Annotated in this window: 20 protein-coding genes and 1 pseudogene; 6 read left to right on the top strand and 15 right to left on the bottom strand. The window is 61.1% G+C overall.

The features are described from left to right. Positions 1-13 precede the first annotated feature (13 nt). The 7 genes from RT567_RS02725 to RT567_RS02695 all read right to left on the bottom strand — a co-directional run bounded on the left by RT567_RS02725 (position 14) and on the right by RT567_RS02695 (position 5,028). Entirely contained in the window at positions 14-553 is a 540-nt protein-coding gene (locus RT567_RS02725) for a hypothetical protein (protein WP_234832083.1), read from the bottom strand. Further along, complete coding sequence (locus RT567_RS02720; RefSeq protein ID WP_313452589.1) at positions 550-1,110, bottom strand: hypothetical protein; 561 nt, start codon at positions 1,108-1,110, stop codon at positions 550-552. Before RT567_RS02720 ends, RT567_RS02725 begins: the two co-directional genes overlap by 4 nt. A 103-nt stretch (positions 1,111-1,213) precedes the next feature. After that, positions 1,214-2,182 carry a magnesium and cobalt transport protein CorA gene (locus RT567_RS02715; RefSeq protein ID WP_037520579.1) on the bottom strand — a complete coding sequence of 323 codons (969 nt, stop codon included), beginning with the start codon at positions 2,180-2,182 and terminating at the stop codon, positions 1,214-1,216. Beyond that, a complete protein-coding gene (locus RT567_RS02710) occupies positions 2,179-2,883 on the bottom strand; it encodes a glutathione S-transferase N-terminal domain-containing protein (RefSeq protein WP_126000168.1) in 705 nt (234 codons plus the stop codon). The genes RT567_RS02715 and RT567_RS02710 overlap by 4 nt, the downstream gene beginning before the upstream one ends. 134 nt (positions 2,884-3,017) lie before the next feature. Then, positions 3,018-3,557 carry a peptide-methionine (S)-S-oxide reductase MsrA gene (gene msrA / locus RT567_RS02705; RefSeq protein ID WP_126000169.1) on the bottom strand — a complete coding sequence of 180 codons (540 nt, stop codon included), beginning with the start codon at positions 3,555-3,557 and terminating at the stop codon, positions 3,018-3,020. Between the two features lies 1 nt (position 3,558). Then, positions 3,559-4,002: a peptide-methionine (R)-S-oxide reductase MsrB gene (gene msrB / locus RT567_RS02700; protein ID WP_037520575.1), complete on the bottom strand. Its 444-nt coding sequence runs from the start codon at positions 4,000-4,002 to the stop codon at positions 3,559-3,561. Between the two features lie 150 nt (positions 4,003-4,152). Further along, on the bottom strand, positions 4,153-5,028 hold the full coding sequence (locus tag RT567_RS02695) for a LysR family transcriptional regulator (RefSeq protein ID WP_164546198.1): 876 nt from the start codon (positions 5,026-5,028) through the stop codon (positions 4,153-4,155). Between the two features lie 194 nt (positions 5,029-5,222). Between RT567_RS02695 and RT567_RS02690 the strand changes: the two genes are divergently transcribed. From RT567_RS02690 to RT567_RS02680, 3 genes are all read left to right on the top strand, one after another. Further along, positions 5,223-6,449 (top strand): bifunctional alpha/beta hydrolase/OsmC family protein, encoded by a 1,227-nt coding sequence (locus RT567_RS02690; protein WP_126000171.1) that lies wholly within the window; start codon positions 5,223-5,225, stop codon positions 6,447-6,449. A gap of 30 nt (positions 6,450-6,479) precedes the next feature. After that, entirely contained in the window at positions 6,480-7,013 is a 534-nt protein-coding gene (msrA, locus tag RT567_RS02685) for a peptide-methionine (S)-S-oxide reductase MsrA (RefSeq protein WP_126000175.1), read from the top strand. A 76-nt stretch (positions 7,014-7,089) separates the two neighbouring features. Further along, the gene (locus RT567_RS02680) at positions 7,090-7,851 is read left to right on the top strand and encodes a ZIP family metal transporter (protein WP_206435120.1); all 762 of its coding nucleotides are present in this window, start codon (positions 7,090-7,092) and stop codon (positions 7,849-7,851) included. A gap of 20 nt (positions 7,852-7,871) precedes the next feature. On the opposite strand, the gene RT567_RS02675 is transcribed toward RT567_RS02680, so the two are convergent. Further along, the gene (locus RT567_RS02675) at positions 7,872-8,366 is read right to left on the bottom strand and encodes a MarR family winged helix-turn-helix transcriptional regulator (protein ID WP_206366640.1); all 495 of its coding nucleotides are present in this window, start codon (positions 8,364-8,366) and stop codon (positions 7,872-7,874) included. Positions 8,367-9,049: 683 nt separating this feature from the next. Between RT567_RS02675 and gap the strand changes: the two genes are divergently transcribed. Continuing rightward, complete coding sequence (gene gap, locus RT567_RS02670; protein WP_126000172.1) at positions 9,050-10,057, top strand: type I glyceraldehyde-3-phosphate dehydrogenase; 1,008 nt, start codon at positions 9,050-9,052, stop codon at positions 10,055-10,057. Between the two features lie 65 nt (positions 10,058-10,122). Continuing rightward, positions 10,123-10,425, top strand: a complete 303-nt coding sequence (locus tag RT567_RS02665) for a DNA-binding protein (RefSeq protein WP_126000173.1) — start codon at positions 10,123-10,125, stop codon at positions 10,423-10,425. A gap of 192 nt (positions 10,426-10,617) precedes the next feature. Here RT567_RS02665 and RT567_RS02660 read toward each other — a convergent pair whose 3' ends face one another. Together RT567_RS02660 and RT567_RS02655 are read right to left on the bottom strand one after the other, a co-directional pair. After that, complete coding sequence (locus RT567_RS02660) at positions 10,618-11,553, bottom strand: YeeE/YedE thiosulfate transporter family protein (RefSeq protein ID WP_126000174.1); 936 nt, start codon at positions 11,551-11,553, stop codon at positions 10,618-10,620. A gap of 59 nt (positions 11,554-11,612) precedes the next feature. Continuing rightward, positions 11,613-12,032, bottom strand: a complete 420-nt coding sequence (locus RT567_RS02655; RefSeq protein ID WP_234832045.1) for a MarR family winged helix-turn-helix transcriptional regulator — start codon at positions 12,030-12,032, stop codon at positions 11,613-11,615. Positions 12,033-12,355: 323 nt separating this feature from the next. Here RT567_RS02655 and RT567_RS02650 point away from each other — a divergent pair, with 323 nt between their 5' ends. After that, a complete protein-coding gene (locus tag RT567_RS02650; protein ID WP_125999914.1) occupies positions 12,356-13,258 on the top strand; it encodes a LysR family transcriptional regulator in 903 nt (300 codons plus the stop codon). Here the strand turns inward: RT567_RS02650 and RT567_RS02645 are convergent. From RT567_RS02645 to RT567_RS02625, 5 genes and pseudogenes are all read right to left on the bottom strand, one after another. Continuing rightward, positions 13,255-13,491: a DUF2274 domain-containing protein gene (locus tag RT567_RS02645; RefSeq protein WP_037520564.1), complete on the bottom strand. Its 237-nt coding sequence runs from the start codon at positions 13,489-13,491 to the stop codon at positions 13,255-13,257. The genes RT567_RS02650 and RT567_RS02645 overlap by 4 nt on opposite strands. A 2-nt stretch (positions 13,492-13,493) precedes the next feature. After that, a complete protein-coding gene (locus tag RT567_RS02640; RefSeq protein ID WP_288077381.1) occupies positions 13,494-14,714 on the bottom strand; it encodes a TrbI/VirB10 family protein in 1,221 nt (406 codons plus the stop codon). Further along, on the bottom strand, positions 14,711-15,760 hold the full coding sequence (trbG, locus tag RT567_RS02635; RefSeq protein WP_125999912.1) for a P-type conjugative transfer protein TrbG: 1,050 nt from the start codon (positions 15,758-15,760) through the stop codon (positions 14,711-14,713). Before trbG ends, RT567_RS02640 begins: the two co-directional genes overlap by 4 nt. Further along, positions 15,757-16,440 carry a conjugal transfer protein TrbF gene (trbF, locus tag RT567_RS02630; RefSeq protein ID WP_037520558.1) on the bottom strand — a complete coding sequence of 228 codons (684 nt, stop codon included), beginning with the start codon at positions 16,438-16,440 and terminating at the stop codon, positions 15,757-15,759. Before trbF ends, trbG begins: the two co-directional genes overlap by 4 nt. After that, a pseudogene (locus tag RT567_RS02625) lies at positions 16,440-16,581 on the bottom strand (P-type conjugative transfer protein TrbL); the annotation flags it as partial. The gene trbF and the pseudogene RT567_RS02625, both read right to left, overlap by 1 nt.

Genomic DNA, 16,581 nt, shown 5'->3' with positions numbered 1-16,581 from the left:
TGGCGACCGTTTGCTATGAGACAGCTTCGACCTTCAGCTCTCGGCCGTTGAATTGAACGGTCTCGCCGGCCTGAGCCCCGTCGATTACCTCGAAGATCGGCGCCATCGTCGATATGCCCATAAGCTCGCGCCCATGGCAGACGAACTTGTCCGTTGACACCGCGACGACGAAGTAGCGACCCGACAACTTGATGACCGCCCCTTCTGTAACCGCCGTCTTCGGTCCGAAGTCGATTGTTCTCAGCTTGTCGAGCTTGTCGGCGTAATCGTCCAGCGTATCGTCGAGCGCCTCGGCGAAGTCGCTCGCGATCTCGGCTTGTGCCTGTTCGTCGTTCTCGATCGGCTCGCTCCGATCCAAGCGAGCGGTGGAAACATAATCGAGATACTTGTCGCGAGCGCTCTGCAGAGCAGCGGTCTCCAACGACAGCATCGTTTCCCGGATGTGGTCCTTATTCCAATCCATCTGCACCTCGTCGCATTGCAATTTGAAATGATAAGCCGATCTATCGGAGCAAGCCGTTGAAAGGCCGCGTTCCGCAGCCGGCGCCGTCATTCGTCGATGATGACGTCTTCGCCCTGGTAGGGGATCCTGATCAGCCGAGGATCCCGAATGATGCTGGTCACGAGCCAGACATACGTCTGTTCTGCGGTATCGAAGCCGAGAATGCTGAATGCGCCGCCGAACGGGCATGCCGGAAAGTCGGGGAAGCCTTCTCGAAGAACGTAACGCTCGGGTTCGCGATCGAATTCGGCCTTGTAGACCTTCCGCAGCCCATGCTTGCTCGGAACGTCTTCGTCGCCCGCGGGCGCTGTTTCACGATGTTCCAGGAGGCGCTCGGAAAGATCACGGTGGCAGATCTCGTCGAACACGTCGAAGGCATCAATCAGCAAACCTTTTCGCTCGGTCGCGGGATCGGTGATCGCGTAGATGTTCGAAGCATCTTCGGCACCGTCCCCGCTTTCGAGACGCAGCGCTGCGTCGACGCGAATGGAGCATGGATCGAGCATCGATCCCAGTTCGAGATCGACCAGGTTGCCGTCCTTGACGCGGTACTCGCGGTCATAGCCCTTCGCGACGAAGGACTGCACTGCTTCTAAAACGTCGGTCACTTGGGCTGTCATTGATGCACCTCGAGTTCACGTTGGGACGGAAGAGCGGCCGTGGCCGGCGCGCGGCAGCCTGCTGGGTCTAGTCGCGGCTCGCGCGTAGCGATCACAGCCACTTGGCCTTCTTGAACCGCACGAACAGGAAGAGGCAGAACATCAGCATGACACCAAGCACGACGAAGTAGCCGTAAGGCGTGTCCAGTTCCGGCATGTTCTTGAAGTTCATGCCGTATATGCCTGCAATCGCTGTCGGCACTGCGAGGATCGCGGCCCACGCCGCAAGTTGGCGGGTGACGACCCCGATTCTTTGCGCTTCGAGAAGGCTGCTGAACTCGAATACAGTGGATAGCACCTGCAGGAGGCCATCGACCATGGACTGGACACGATCAACATGGTCGGCAACGTCGTTGAAGTAGGGCCGCACCTCAGCGCTGATGCAGGGAAAGTGTCCGCGCACGAGCTTGCGCACTAGCTCGGCCATAGCGCCAAGGGTGCGCTGAAACCGCGTCAGCTCGCATCTCAGGCCGAAGATGCGAGCAACGTCCTCTCGCCCAAGGAAGTCGTCGAGCGATCGCCTTTCCATCGCAAGTACGTCATCCTCGATCATTTCGAAGATGGGCAGATACTGATCCACGATCCGGTGAAGGATCGCGTGGAGGACGTAATCGACGCCTTTTCCGAACTGGGCGGGCGAACGCTCGAGTTGCTCTCGAAGGTTGCCCAATGCACCAGCGTTGCCGTGGCGAACGGTGATAAGATGGTTATGGCCAGTAAAGATCGCCGTCTTGCCGTAACGTATGCGGTCCCCGACCAGCTCAGCCGTCTGGGCGACGACGTAAAGCTCGCCGTTATAAACTTCGAGCTTGGGCGGGCATATCGGGTGCATCGCATTGTCGATCGCTAAAGGATGCAGATTGTAGGTCGCCTGAAGCGCCCTCAGTTCGTTGACGGAGGGCTCGCTGAGCCCAATCCAGCAAAAGCCCGAACGGTTCTTGTCGAGTTCGACGCGCTCGTCGATAGCTACTTCCCGGATACGCCGACCCTCGTTGTAGTAATATGCAGCGATGACACTCATGCTGACCTCGCCGGAATGAGCAGCCCACGTTGGACTGCTGGGCGCGTGAGGCCGCGATCCAGCCACGCTTGGACATTCGAATGATTGCTAAGCCGCAGTAGGTCGCCGGCGTCGTAGGCGCCAACCAAGGCGTTGACCCAGCCGAGGGTCGCAATGTCGGCGATAGAATAGTCATCGACGATCCAGTCGCGCCCGTCCAGTTGGCGGTCTAAGACTCCCAGGAGGCGTTTGGATTCATCAGCGAAACGCTTCTGAGGACGCTTATCCTCATAGTCCTTGCCGCCCCCGCGCAGGAAAAAGCCGAGTTGACCGAACATCGGGCCAATCGCCGACATCTGGAAGAATACCCAGCTTAGCGCCTCGTAGCGCTTGGCTGATGCTCTCGGGATGAGCTGGTCGGCCTTCTCCGCCAAATAAACGAGGATCGCGCCGGATTCCCAAACGCCGAGCGGCTTACCGTCCGGGCCCATTGGGTCGATGATCGCAGGTATGCGGCCATTCGGGTTTAGCGAAACGAAGGCCGGATCTTTGCTTTCGTTCTTAGAGATGTCGATAAAGTGCGGCTCGTACGGCAGGCCGATCTCCTCGAGCATGATCGAGACCTTGACGCCGTTGGGCGTGGGCGCGGCGTAGAGCTGCAGGAGATCAGGGTTGGATGCCGGCCAGCGTTGTGCGATCGGAAACGACGAAAGGTCTGGCATGATGTGGCGATCCTAACAACTCGATGGCTGAGGAGCGGTATGACCGCTTGATTAGCTGGGTTTCGGGCCCGCACCATCAGTGGATGCGGGTCCGATGGTGCGACCCAGGGGCTCAGCCGCAAATGTGGCTGCAGCTATTCCGCTGCCGCGCCGGCCTCAGCCTGGGTGTCGCCAGCGTCTTTACGCTTCGGGAGCACCCAGTTAGCGCGCGGGAAATGGCAGGTATATCCGCCCGGCCTCTTCTCCAGATAATCCTGGTGCTCCGGCTCTGCTTCCCAGAAGTCACCCACGGGCTCGACTTCGGTGACGACCTTGCCGTCCCACAGTCCGGACGCGTCGACGTCGGCTATCGTATCTTCGGCGATGCGCTTCTGCTCCTCGTCGACGTAATAGATGCCAGATCGATAGGAGAGGCCGCGGTCGTTGCCCTGGCGGTTCTTTGTCGTCGGATCATGGATCTGGAAGAAGTATTCCAGGATATTACGGTAGCTCGTCACTGTCGGGTCGAAGGTGATCTCGATCCCCTCCGCATGAGTGCCATGGTTGCGATAGGTGGCGTTCGGCACGTCGCCGCCGGTGTAGCCGACGCGGGTCGAAACGATGCCGGGCTGCTTGCGGATCAGATCCTGCATTCCCCAAAAGCATCCGCCAGCGAGAACAGCGCGCTGATGCATGTTAAGCCTCCTCTACTTGGTCGAGATACTCGCCATAGCCCGCGGCTTCCATCTCATCGCGCGGGATGAATCGAAGCGATGCCGAGTTGATGCAGTAGCGCAGGCCGCCGCGGTCGGACGGCCCGTCCGGAAACACGTGGCCAAGATGGCTGTCGCCGTGCACCGAGCGAACCTCTGTCCGGACCATGCCATGCGAGCTGTCTCGCACTTCGTTCACGTGAGCCGCGACGATCGGCTTGGTAAAGCTCGGCCAGCCAGTGCCGGACTCGAACTTGTCCGTCGACGCGAACAACGGCTCGCCGGATACGACGTCAACGTAGATGCCCGCCTCCTTGTTGTCGTTATACTCGCCGGTAAAGGGTCTCTCGGTGCCGTCCTGCTGGGTGATCCGGCGTTGTTCCGGGGTCAGGCGTTCGATTGCTGCCTGCGACTTTTCAAACTTCATGGTGAGTCTCCATTACTTAGTTAGAGGGCCAGGCACACTACGTTCAATTTATCACGTCGATACTCACATCAACTATCGCAGTGGCTCCAACATTAATCCAATACGTCGTGCGTATAGTTTCTATACCGCACATGCCTTCTGCTTGGCGGGTCAACTCCAATCGTAACGGGCTGCAAGCTGAGCGACTTTTCGTATCTCGACCGGTGCCGTAGATCCGGACACGGTGGCGATCACGATCTCACGCTCCAACGCGAAGCCCTCGATCGGCCTTGTGATCAGGCCGTGGGTGGTGGCCGCGCGTTCGGGCAAAATGCATATCCCCCGCCCTTCGGCGACGACGCGCTGCACCCAGTCGTCTCGATCTGAGCGGAAGCGAGGGCGCATGCGCACCTCTCGACGCGCGAAGTGCTCGAAGATTTGATCGCGGCACTCGCATTTCAGTCGATCGACGAACGGGAAAGCAAGCAGGTCTTCACCACGAACGACTTCGCACGCCGCCAAGGGGTGATCTGCAGCGCAGCCGAGCACGAAGCGCTCCCGGAAGAGAGGACGCACATCAAGTTTACGATCCGGCCTTGATTCGCGAGGCAGGATGCACGCGTGATATTTGCCTGAGAGCACCTCCGACGTGTCCTCGCCCGATTGGAGCGAGTGCAGTTTGATCTCGATGGACGGCACCTCTTCCAGCGCGCTGTCGAAAAAGGCTGTGAAGATCCTCGGGCCGACGCTGGAGGCGACAGCAACGTCGAGAACGCGATGCCGCCCCATTGCCCAGTTTTCCGAGTGGTGTCTTACGCTCTTCATCGCGACCAGCATTCGGCGGAATTCCAACTCGACGTCCTGACCCAGGCTCGTCAGCCGGCTGTTCTTCCCGTCACGATAGATGAGCGGTCCACCGAGTTCCTCCTCCAGGCGGCGGATCGCTCGTGTCAGGCTTGGTTGTGAGACACCACTGAGACGAGCAGCCGCAGTGAAATTCAGCGTCTCGGCCAAGTTGATGAAATAGCTGACCTGGTTGAGTTCCATAGCCCTTTGGCCTGCGCCCTGACGAGTGCCACCCCAGAGGACCGATCCGACTACAGCCTCAGAAGTATGCGCGACGCATATAATCATGGTTTAGGGGCTTGTCTATATGCGCCGCGCATATAGAAAGAATGTCTTGGGCTGCTAGTTCGGGTCGATGGTGCTCCTGCTAAGCCGCCGTTGGAGGCTCGACGCATATGGCAGGAACGCGGTTCACGTTTGCCGGGGGAGGGGGGTCTGAACTAACCGGGCACCTGGAGGCGCCAGAAGGCACTCCTCGCGGCTGGGCGATTTTCGCCCATTGTTTCACTTGCGGGAAGGACAGCCGCGCCGCCGTGCACATCGCACGCGCGCTTTCGCGGGCCGGTATCGGCGTCTTGCGGTTCGACTTCGCCGGCACAGGGATCGCGAGTTCCGCGGAAGAAGCGGTAAGCTTCGCTTCTGACGTCGACGATCTGAGGGCAGCCGCGGAGGCCATGGCGGCCGCCGGTATGCCACCCGCCCTCCTTGTCGGGCACAGCCTGGGTGGAACGGCTGCGATCGTAGCCGCTGCCGCGCTGCCGGATGTCGCCGCGGTGGTGACGATCGGTGCGCCGGCCGACCTTCAGCATATCTTGCGCGTTTTCCGGCCTGGCGACCTTGACGCGATAGCGAGCGAGGGCGAGGCCTCTGTGGAGATCGCTGGCAGGCCCTTCCTCATCCGCCGCACCTTCCTGGAAACGGTAGAGCGAGCCGACATCGAGAAGTCCATCGCCGCGCTTCGACGTCCGGTGCTGGTCATGCATTCGCCGGTGGACCAAGTCGTGGGCATCGAGCACGCCTCGCGCATCTTCGTCGCGTCACGCCATCCTAAGAGTTTTGTCTCGCTCGACACGGCGGATCACCTTCTCACCGACGTCGACGATGCGAACTACGCCTCAGCTATGGTCGCCGCGTGGGCCAGCCGCTTTCTTCCGCCGCTAGCGGCGGATCTTCCGCAGGTCGAGGCGGCAAAAGGTGTCGTTGCGTCGGAGACGCTAGCGGGGAAGTTCCAGCTCACGGTCCGCAGTGGCGAGCATACTCTGTTCGCCGACGAACCGGAATCGGTCGGAGGTCTTGGGAGCGGCCTGTCTCCCTACGAACTGGTGTCAGCCGGGCTAGCTGCCTGCACGGTGATGACGATGCGCCTTTACGCCAACCGCAAGGGCTTCCCGCTCGAAAGAGCGACGACGAGCGTGCGGCACGAGAAGGTGGCGGACATGATGCCTCCCGACCGCTTCACACGCACCATCGTTCTCGATGGGCCGCTCAGTGATGATCAACGCGCGCGCATTCTTGAGATCGCGGATCGGTGTCCCGTCGATCTGACGCTCGTCCGGGGTTCTGATGTGCAGACCGAGCTTTCGAGCCGCGGCCAGCCTGCAGGTGCAAGGCCGTCGAACTGATTGGCACACAGCGTTTAGGGTGATCGGATGATGAGCCTGCCAGCTACAGACCAGACGCCGACGCGAACCGAGCGAGCGATACTCGCGGGTGGCTGTTTCTGGGGCCTGGAGGATTTGCTGCACCGCGCCAAGGGGGTCGTGGCCACGCGTGTCGGCTATATTGGCGGTGAAATGCCAGATCCGACTTATGCGAGACATTACGGCCACGCGGAAGCCGTCGAGGTGACCTTCGATCCGTCCATTCTGACGTATCGGGCTCTACTGGAACTATTCTTCCAGATTCACGATCCGACGACCTACGAGCAACAGGGCAGCGATGTCGGCCCAAGCTATCGGTCGGCGATATTCTATACGTCTAAAGCGCAGATGGACATCGCCTTAGCGACGATCGCCGAGATCGAAGCCTCGGGTCGCTGGCCTGGGCCAGTCGTGTCCGAGATCAACCCGGAAGAATCCTTCTGGGAGGCTGAGCCCGAGCATCAGAAGTATCTCCTGCGTCAACCCGGTGGCTATAGCTGCCACTTCGCGCGACCGACCTGGCGATTGGACCGAGCGAACCGATGAGCGAGCTTCGACTATCATCGACAATACTGCTGCAAGGGTGCTCGCGCTTTGTCGTGCTGCCAGCCGGGTCACCGTCATGATGCCGGAATACGTGATCGCCGGCTTGTGGGGCCTTTTGTCGGGAAGCGGACTGCTGGTGGGGGCGGTGCTGGCGGACGTGCTTTTCGGGCGACTTACTCACCGCATGATCTCCGCAGTCATGGGCTTTGGTGGCGGCGTGTTGATTGCCGTTGTCGCTACCGAACTCATCGGCGATCGCGTTTCGGCCGGGATGGGCCCATTTGCGATCTTCGCGCTACTCGCCGGAGCTGCGATCTTCAGCGGCACGAACTGGTTTTTGTCTCGCCAAGGCGCGAAGCACCGAAAGCGATGCGGTGAATGCACGGAGCAGGCCACTGAACAGGAGCACCGCGGCAGTGGTGCTGCAATTGCGCTCGGCAGCGTTCTCGACGGAATTCCAGAGGCCCTTGTGATCGGGATGTCGGTGGCTGGTGGCGGCAGGATCAGCCTGGCCGTCGTGGCAGGCTTCTTTCTTGCAAACGTGCCCCAGGGCCTATCGAGCACTTCAGGAATGAAGGTTGCGGGCCGACCCCGAAGCTATATCTACGCGGTCTGGATCGGCATTCCCCTACTCGTTTGCGTTGCCGCCGGTGTGGGAAATCTCATCCTCGGCTCGGCATCGACTCAGGCGCCAGCCATCCTTTCTTTCGCGGCCGGCGCCGTCATAGCGATGCTGGCAGAAGCTATGATTCCCGAAGCGTTCGAAAAGGCGCCGCCGTTCATAGGGCTCATCACGGTCGTGGGATTTCTGGCGGCATATCTCATCGCTCAACATTGATTCATGCGATTGCGATAGTCCTACGCCTCGCCGCTGTTTTCGCGATCTACGCCACGCTCATGCAACTCGGCATCAATCGGGCAATTCGTGCAACCCTCATAGCAACACAAGCGGCAGATACGATAGGAATGCTCAAGATTTTCCAGGCGATGCCGTAAGACGCGTTCCGCGATGTCGCAAAGAACTCTCAATTCGTCTGGGCTTAGGATGGATAACCCCTCAGCGATCACCTCGTCGCGTGAGGAAAGGACTTCGTCGCTCGCTACCTTGCCCGCCGCAGTGAGATAGAGAGACCGGGTGCGACCATCCGTGAAATGCTCACGGCGTTCGACCAATCCCTCAGCAGCTAACCGATCCACCAAACGGACAGTCGCTGCATGGGAGAGGCCGACGCCGATGGAGAGCATGCGAATCGAGAGCCCAGGCATGTGCGCAATCAACGCCAGGGCCGATGCTGCGGGTCCAGCTTCCGGCGCCCGCGATGAACTAGCGCGAACGATGTCGTCGCTGATCATGAGTGCGAACGCCCCGAAGATATTTCGATCTCGAGGTCCATCCATTGTCACATCTATATGTGCGCGAAGCATAGACAGCAAGTCATACGCGTGTGGTGCGGGTCGGCAAGCGTGAGGAAAAAAGGCCGGATTCCCAGAGGCTTACGACGTTCCGCCGATGACGCGGGAGATTGAAACTCCGCAATTAGATCATGGCGCGCACGGACTGCCGATACCTGGCGGCTATAGATCGGTGTCGTTTGCCGTGGTTTCGGCTGCCTTGGCGCCGAATCACATCGTTCCAGCGCCAGCTACGCGTTGTGGCCAAATGTTATCGGCAGGCCTGGGAGCTCGCTTTCTGCGTCCCACCTCAACCGACTCACCTTGGTCAGCCACGACCGTGCTTTAGCCGCAGCCAGCCGGCAGATGGATATCAAACCCCCTATCCGTCTTGGGGACGCGTAGGCCTTGAACGCGTTTCACGCAGCCCCCCCGAAGAACGGCTGCTTGTTTGGACGGCGCAAGCTGGATCGTCCGTGCTGACACTGCCGCGTTGACCCCGAGTGCCCACGCAGATAAGTCTATGCGTGACGCATACATAATGTGTTGGTGCGCACACGCCGCCAGAGCCGATTTCGTGCGCCATGTTTCACTGAGCGAATGGCGGATGCTTCAGTCAGTAAGGCGAGCCAGGGGAGACAGGCATGACGGTTAAGATCGCAATCAACGGTTTCGGTCGGATCGGGCGACTAGCCTTACGGTCGATCGTCGAACTACGTCGAGAGGACGTCGAAGTGGTTGCGATCAACGACCTCGGGCCGGTCGCTACCTTGGCGCACCTTCTGAGGTACGACTCGGTTCATGGTCCCTTTCGTGGATCGATCGACCTCGGCGAAGACTGGATCGACGTCGGGTCCGGTAAAATCAGGGTGTCGTCGGAACGCGATCCAGCAAACCTGCCCCATGATGAGCTTGGTGTTGACGTGGCGCTCGAATGCACGGGCTTCTTCACATCCAGGGAGAAGGCCGAGTCGCACATTCGTGCGGGAGCAAAACGCGTGCTCGTCTCCGCGCCGAGCGATGGGGCAGACAAGACGATCGTCTTCAAGGTCAATCACGACACGCTGACCGCTGACGATGTCGTCGTATCAAATGGCTCATGCACGACCAATGTCCTCGCGCCTGTCGCGAAGGTACTGAACGATCTCTGTGGCATAGAGCGAGGCTATATGACCACGGTTCACGCTTATACCGGTGACCAGCCGACGCAGGATACCGTCCATAAGGATCTCTACCGCGCCCGCGCAGCCGCACTCTCAATGATCCCGACGTCCACCGGGGCTGCGAACGCGATCGGCCGCGTGCTGCCGGAACTAAAAGGTAAGCTTCATGGCTCGTCGATCCGCGTCCCAACGCCGAACGTCTCGGTCATAGATTTGGCTGTTTCGACGTCGCGTGAGGTTTCGATAGACGATGTGAACGACGCCATCCGTCAGACTGCCGCCGGTGCAATGAGTGGGGTGCTTGCCTTCACGACGGAGCCCTTGGTGTCGGTCGATCTGAACCATCGGACCGAATCCTCAATCGTCGCACTTCCCCAGACAGATGTTGTCGACGGCAGGATGGTTCGCGTGCTTGCTTGGTACGACAACGAATGGAGCTTTGCGACGCGTATGGCGGATACCGCGGTCGCAATGGCGAAGCTCATATAGCCGATCGAGTGCCGGCAAAGTCGTCACTCGGCGAAAAGGTGGGTTTTCCAAAAAAGGAAGCATCGATGAGCATGAATGGACCATTGGCGCGCGCAGCGAGAGCCCTGATTCAGTGGCCGCGATCACATGTCGCCAAGATCGCTGAGTTGGACGAGGAGACGTTAGCTCGGTTCGAGGCCGGCGGTAGCGTGCTTGCAGCTTCGGAACTGATGCGGTTGCGTGACGCGCTCGAACGGGGCGGCGCCGTCTTCATCGATGAGGATCATCGCGCGGGATCGGGCGTGAGGCTTAAGTTCAACGCCAAGGACGTGCGTGCCATTAATCGGTTGGAGGGCGAAGGCGGGCCGGTAGGCACCGACGATGTCTGAAACCTCAGATTCTCGCGCCGGAGCTGGGGTATCAGGCGACAGACACTCATTCCTGCCGTGACCACGCCTATCATGACACCACCGGATGCTCGACGCACTATCCTTCGAGACGGCAATCAGAGGGATGGGCCCACGCAGGCGTATTACCTGATAAGTCGATATTCACGGGTCTCATGATCGGCCCAAGACCATCTACCCTCTCCCGTGGCCTGATGGGCCTTTCTTGAAAAGCCTGTCACGCGCTGCAAATCCGAAAACGATCGTCGTCGTCATCACGAGGTAGGCAACTATGCCGCCCGGAGAGAGTGTAGGCACTGCGGCGAGGATCAAAGCGTCGTTGCCACCGGGTATGAGGCCGATACCTATTCCCATCAACGCTCCGCCGACAATCGATCGCAGAATGCCGGCAACCGTCGGCCGTTGAAAACGCAAACGTCCCTGACGCACGGATGCCGTGATTGCTCCCGCAACAGAGGCAATGACCGCAACGAGTGCGACCTCGCCTGTTGGCGTCATTCGAAGAGGAAGGCCGCGTTGGATCAGGTCAGCGAACGTCCATGCCGGTGACAGGGCGTAAAGAAGTCCACCAGTGATACCGAGGCCAATCATTGAGGCGCCAAACGCCCAACCCGGTCTTCTTCGCGATGCGCCCTTCGTCGATACGAACATCACCGCCAGCGCTAGTACAACCGCAAGGGCGAGAACCGTAGCGGCCCCAGAGATGCTTGGGCTCGCGATAAGACTTGTCCATGTCACGAGAGAGCCGGGCCGACCATGATCGGCAATCAAGATCCCGACTGCTAGTCCCACAGGAAGAGCTAGCAGTCGCATTTCCCCATCGCCTAACCGTGCCAACGATCCAAGCAGACAAGTGTCATTGATGAGCGCCCCAAAGCCGAAGGCGATGGCGCCGATTAGGAGAAAGGCGTTGACGTTCGTCGAGGGTGCAAGGGTCGCGTTCAGCGTCCCAGACCAAGCGAGCGGAATAGCAACGAGGCCCGCCGCTGCAGACGCCGCAACAAATCCGACGAACATTCTTGGTGGGCGTCGTTTCTGCAACTCGTGAGCAGCTACGACCAGACATGTTCCACCTCGGTTTGCGGAATACCCGAACCAGAATGCCAGCATGCATATGAGAAGGTCGAACGCGATGGATTCCAAGGTATCAAGCCTGATTCATTTTCTCGTCAGTCGTTCTTCGAAGGACGCCGGGGTGGCGAGCGGGCTGGCGGCGTTGCGCTTTCAGTAGGTCGTCGCCTCGGGTAGCCGCCCAGATGCCGGAGGCTTGCGAGCTCATTTTTGTTCAACCCGTTTTCGAGAAGCCGCTCGGACAACGCGCCTAGGTCGTTCAGGTCCATGGGTGATAGGGGCGAGACCCACGCCGCGATCACCTGCTCGCGCGCTCTGAGCAAAGCTCTAGTCATCTCCTCACCGGAATTGGTGAGGTGGATGAAACGCGCCCGTCTGTCGACGGTGTGTCGCCGCCGTTCGACCAGATGATCGGTTTCAAGCCTGTCGATCAATCGCACCGTCCCGGCATGGGAAAGCCGAAGCCGGCTAGCTAGGACGCCGATAGGCACCCCAGGCTCAACACTAAGAAGGATCATCAGCGCAGCCGCTGGTCCGCTCGGCGAAAGCGAGGCTGAGGCACTCGCGATGTTGTCAGCCACCGCGAGCGCTAGTGCACCAAAATGATATTTGGCTGCCGCCGGCTCCATCCGTCTACGATATATGCGTGACGCATAGACATCAAGTGTCCGAAGATGTATGACTGCCGCATACATTTCTGGGATTCGGAGATGGTCATGCTCACCGAAGGACTCGGCTCGGATTCCTCGCCTGAGATCGAAAGAGATGCGCCGTCCACTGGCGGCTTAAAATTTCGCGCGCTGCTCGTGCGCTTGAATGGCGGCAGCCACGGAGGGGCGTCATGCCCGATCTGACGCTTGATCTGCGATACCTCAAATACGCGATCCAGGTCGCCGAGGCAGGTAGCTTTCGCCGGGCGGCCGAACGCATTGCGATCTCCCAATCTACCGTGAGCCGTCGGGTGCAGATGCTAGAGCGTCAGCTTGGCGTTTCGCTGTTCGAGCGCACAAGAACAGGTGCCGCGCTAACGCCCGAGGGAGCACGCTTTCTTCAGCACGCGGCTGTAGGAGCGCGATACCTGCGCGAGGCTGCGACGGAGATCCGGTCCACACGAAACCTCAAGACCGGGCTTATCAGATTTGGGATGCTCGAAGCGTTTCCGGCGGGCCCAATCATCGACCTTCTCGCGGACTTTCGACATCAATATCCGACTATCGAGGTGAAGCTCGAGGAAGGCACGTCAGAAGAGAATACATCGCGGGTGCGGCGGGGATTACTGGATGCCGCAATTTGCCTTCGCACAAACAGCAACCGCCAGTTTCACATTCGACGCTTCTGCGATCCCACTTTGTTTGTGGCATTGTCCCAGCGTCACCAGTTGGCGTCGCGAATGCAATTGGCTTGGGAAGACATTTGCGACGAGGTCTTCCTCGTTCGTTCCGACGGTGCCGGACGTGAACTCTCTGACTTGCTCAAGCGCATGGTAGGAGCCGTAGAAGGAGAGGTTCAACTATCCATTCAACAGGTCAGCCGGGAGACACTCCTCACCATGGTCGAGCAGGGCTTCGGTTTGACCATCACGACGTTGGTTCGCCAAACTGACATCGCGTTGGTCCCGCTTTCATCGGCCCGAGCGCCCACGGCTGCTACGATTTCATCCTGCGACAACGACAATCCCGCCCTACCACTGCTGCTGAAATGTCTCGACACCCTCTCAGGGTCGAAGGGGAGGAGTGTTGGCTAATCTTCGGTCTTTTGCGTCGTAGCTCGCCTAGCTTTTGCGAAACCGCGGTCGGTCGCGATGAACCGCTGCAACATAGGAACGATCAACCTAGCCGGATCAACCGCAGGCTGCCCTTGTTCGCGCCCTAACAGATCGGCATAGTCGGCCAAGTCGTGATGAAGAGCAGCAGGCAACTCGACTTGAACTTTGATCGGCTTTTCTTCCGCGATAGGCCCCAGCTTGAGCTTCGACATTATCATCCCCCATATGGTTCGAGCACGAGATCGCGCGTCACGATAACCCGGACAGGGAATCCTGGCCGGACGGTGAGCGTCGGTGGCACATTAAGCTGCCGTCTGACGATCTGCTGACCCGCGTCGTTAAGCGTGTCCTGTCCGCCGTTGCGGATCGCCTGGATCAAGCGATCATCATTGTCCACGGCGAGTTCGGCGCCGACGCTGAGCAGCGTGGAAAGTCCCGCCGCCTTGGCGAGATCCCACCAGTGGTAATCGACGCCGTCCTGCAGGCCGGCGAAACCTTCGGCATCGGCACCGGGCTGGCGCTCGAGCACGATCGAGCGGCCATTCGGAAAGATCAGCCGGTTCCAGACAAGCAGCACACGGCTTTGCCCGAACTGCACGTTGTTGTCGTACTGGCCGATGACGCGCGTGCCCTGGGGCACCAGAAGGATGCGGCCTGTCGGACTATCGTAGATGTTCTCCGTCACCTGGGCGGTGATCTGTCCCGGGAGGTCGGATCGGATGCCGGTTATGAGCGCCGCCGAGATGACTGCGCCGGCCTGAAGGATGTTCGGCGACGCCGGAGCAACGACGCGATCGGGCGCAACCGTCCGGCGATCGGCCGCTGCGTTGAGGAAGGCATTCTGGCGATCCTGCGCGGAGGGTGTGGCCGGCGGCGGCGCGAGGCCGAGGCTCGTCAAATCCGGCGCGGGCGGGAGTGCCGGGACACCTCCCGCCGCAGCGGGCGCCCCCCGGCTTTCCGATCCGGAGAAAAGGCGGCTGGTCCGCGCGGTCTCGATCTCCTGAAGGCGGCGCTGCTCTTCCGGGCTGATGCCGGGATTGGGCGTGGCGATTCCGGGTGTCGGCACCGGCTGTCCGCGATCGTGGGTGCTGAGGATCGGCCGCCCGAGGTCACCGGGAAGTGGCGGACCGAGCTGCGGCACGCCACTGTAATCTCGCGGCAGGCCGGCCAGTCCGTCAGCGGTCGAGCGGTTCTCGGTCGAATAGAGTTCGTCGTTCGGCCGACCGCCGTCGCGTGTCTGAAGCGCGTAGATCAGCGCACCGCCGAGCCCAACGCTGGCGACAAGACCGAGGCCGGCGAGAACCTTCCGCGATAACCGGGTGACGCGGGGCGGTTCGGCGCGCAGGCGCATCGGCGCTGGCCCGACCGGCTCGCCGGTCAAGGGCTGCCCATCGTCGTCGGGCACTTCCTCATTCCGGGGCGGGTTCTCGCTCATGAGGTCGGCCTTCCGTCGGTGCGGACGATCCTGACGCGCTTCTGCTCGCGACCGGAGCCGAAACGCAGTTCGGCGGCGGCGAACAGGCGGTCGACGATCATGTGGTGGCCGCGAACGCGGTAGTTCACCAGCTCGGAGGTATTGCCCTCGGGGCCGACGACGAAGAGCGGCGGCATCTCGCCCTGACCGATGCCGCGCGGAAACTCGATGAAGACCTGGCGGCCGTCATCGAAGGCGCGCAGCGGCCGCCAGGGCGCGCGATCACCCTCGATCGCGTAGCGGAAGTTGACGTTGGCGAGATCGACTCCGCTCGCCACCGGCTGGGCGGCCTGCGCCTCGGCGTTCTGCCGGCGCAGGGCGATGAGCTGGTCCTGCGGATACTGCCAGGAGACCGATGCCATATAGGTCCGCTCGGTCGAGCGCAGCTCCATGTGATAGGTGCGCATGTTGGTGTTGATGACGAGGTTCGTCATCAGGTCGGCCCGCGTCGGCTTCACGAGGATATGGATCTGGCGCGTCGCGCCCGATCCGCTCTCGGTGTCGCCGATGATCCAGCGGACCGTGTCCCCGGCCGCCACCGGACCGGCGCCAACGAGCTGCTCGCCGGGCTGAAGCGCGATGTCGGTGATCTGCCCGACAGCGGTATAGACCTGATAAAGCGCCCCTTGCGTCCAGGGATAGACCTGCATGGAGTTGATGAAGCCGTCGCGCACCGGCTGGACGCGGGCCGCCTCATTGGCCTGATTGACGCGCGCCGTCGGGTTGGTCGGCTCGGGCGCGCGTCGCGTCTCCGGCACACGCTGCAACTGGCCGGGTAGCGGCAGCGGCCTAGGCAGCTCGACCACGGTGACGGGCGCAGGCGGATCGACTGTCTGCACAGCCGGCGCCGCGTTGTCGTAGGAGATCTCGGGCGGTGGGTTCGTGGTGGCGCAGCCGGCGAGCGCGGTCGTCGCCAGCAGGACCATCGGAATTGCGGCTCTGCGGAGAGCTGCGAATACGATTGTGTGTGAAGCCGGATTTCCAGCTTTACGGAAAGACGGCTTCATTGCCCAAGCTCCCGTGACCAGTTGATAGCGTTGACGTAGATGCCGAGCGGGTTCGCCCTGAGCCGGTCGGCATTGCGGGGGATCTGCACGACGATCGTCAGGATCGCGGTCCAGCGCGTGGTTTCGGCGAGCTGGCCGTTCTCGTAGCGGCGCTCGACCCAGGCGACGCGGAAACTGTCGGGCGAGGCACGGATCACGCTCGAGACGTCGACGGCGACTTGCTGGCGACCGACCCGCGTGAACGGGTCGTTCGAGCGCGCATAGTCGTTGAGCGCCATCGCGCCGCGGTCGGTCGTGAAGTCGTAAGCCCGCAACCAGTTCTGTCGCACGATGATCGCGTCGGCAGGAATCGAGCGGACCTGCTCGATAAAGCGCGCCAGGTGGAAGGCGATCTGCGGATCGGTGGGACGATAGTCGGCCTCGGCCGGCGCCACGGCTTGAGCCTGACCGACGCGATCGACCTGCACCACCCACGGCACGATCGTTCCGCGTGCCGACTGCACGACGAGCGCGGTAGCGAAACCGGCGGAGAGGATCAGGGAGCCGAAGGCCATGAGCCGCCAGTTTTTGGCCTGGATGCGAGAGGCGCCGATGCGCTCATCCCAGACCTGCGCGGCGCGCTGATACGGCGTCTCGGGTTCGGCGGCTTTGCCGTAATGGGTGGTGGGTCGTTTGAACATCAGCGATCGCCTTCGGACAGGTTGACGGAGGAGCCGCCGCCGTGGGCGTCGCCGGAGCGGACGGCATGGGCCGTGGCTTGCACGGCATGGGTCATGCGCTGGGAGCGGCGCATCCGCTGCGCCCAGGCGGGCGGTCCGCCG

Source organism: Brevundimonas sp., from assembly GCF_032107865.1.
Lineage (GTDB): Bacteria > Pseudomonadota > Alphaproteobacteria > Caulobacterales > Caulobacteraceae > Brevundimonas.
Note: the sequence above shows the minus strand (reverse complement) of the source record. Positions and strands in the feature narration are given on the sequence as shown.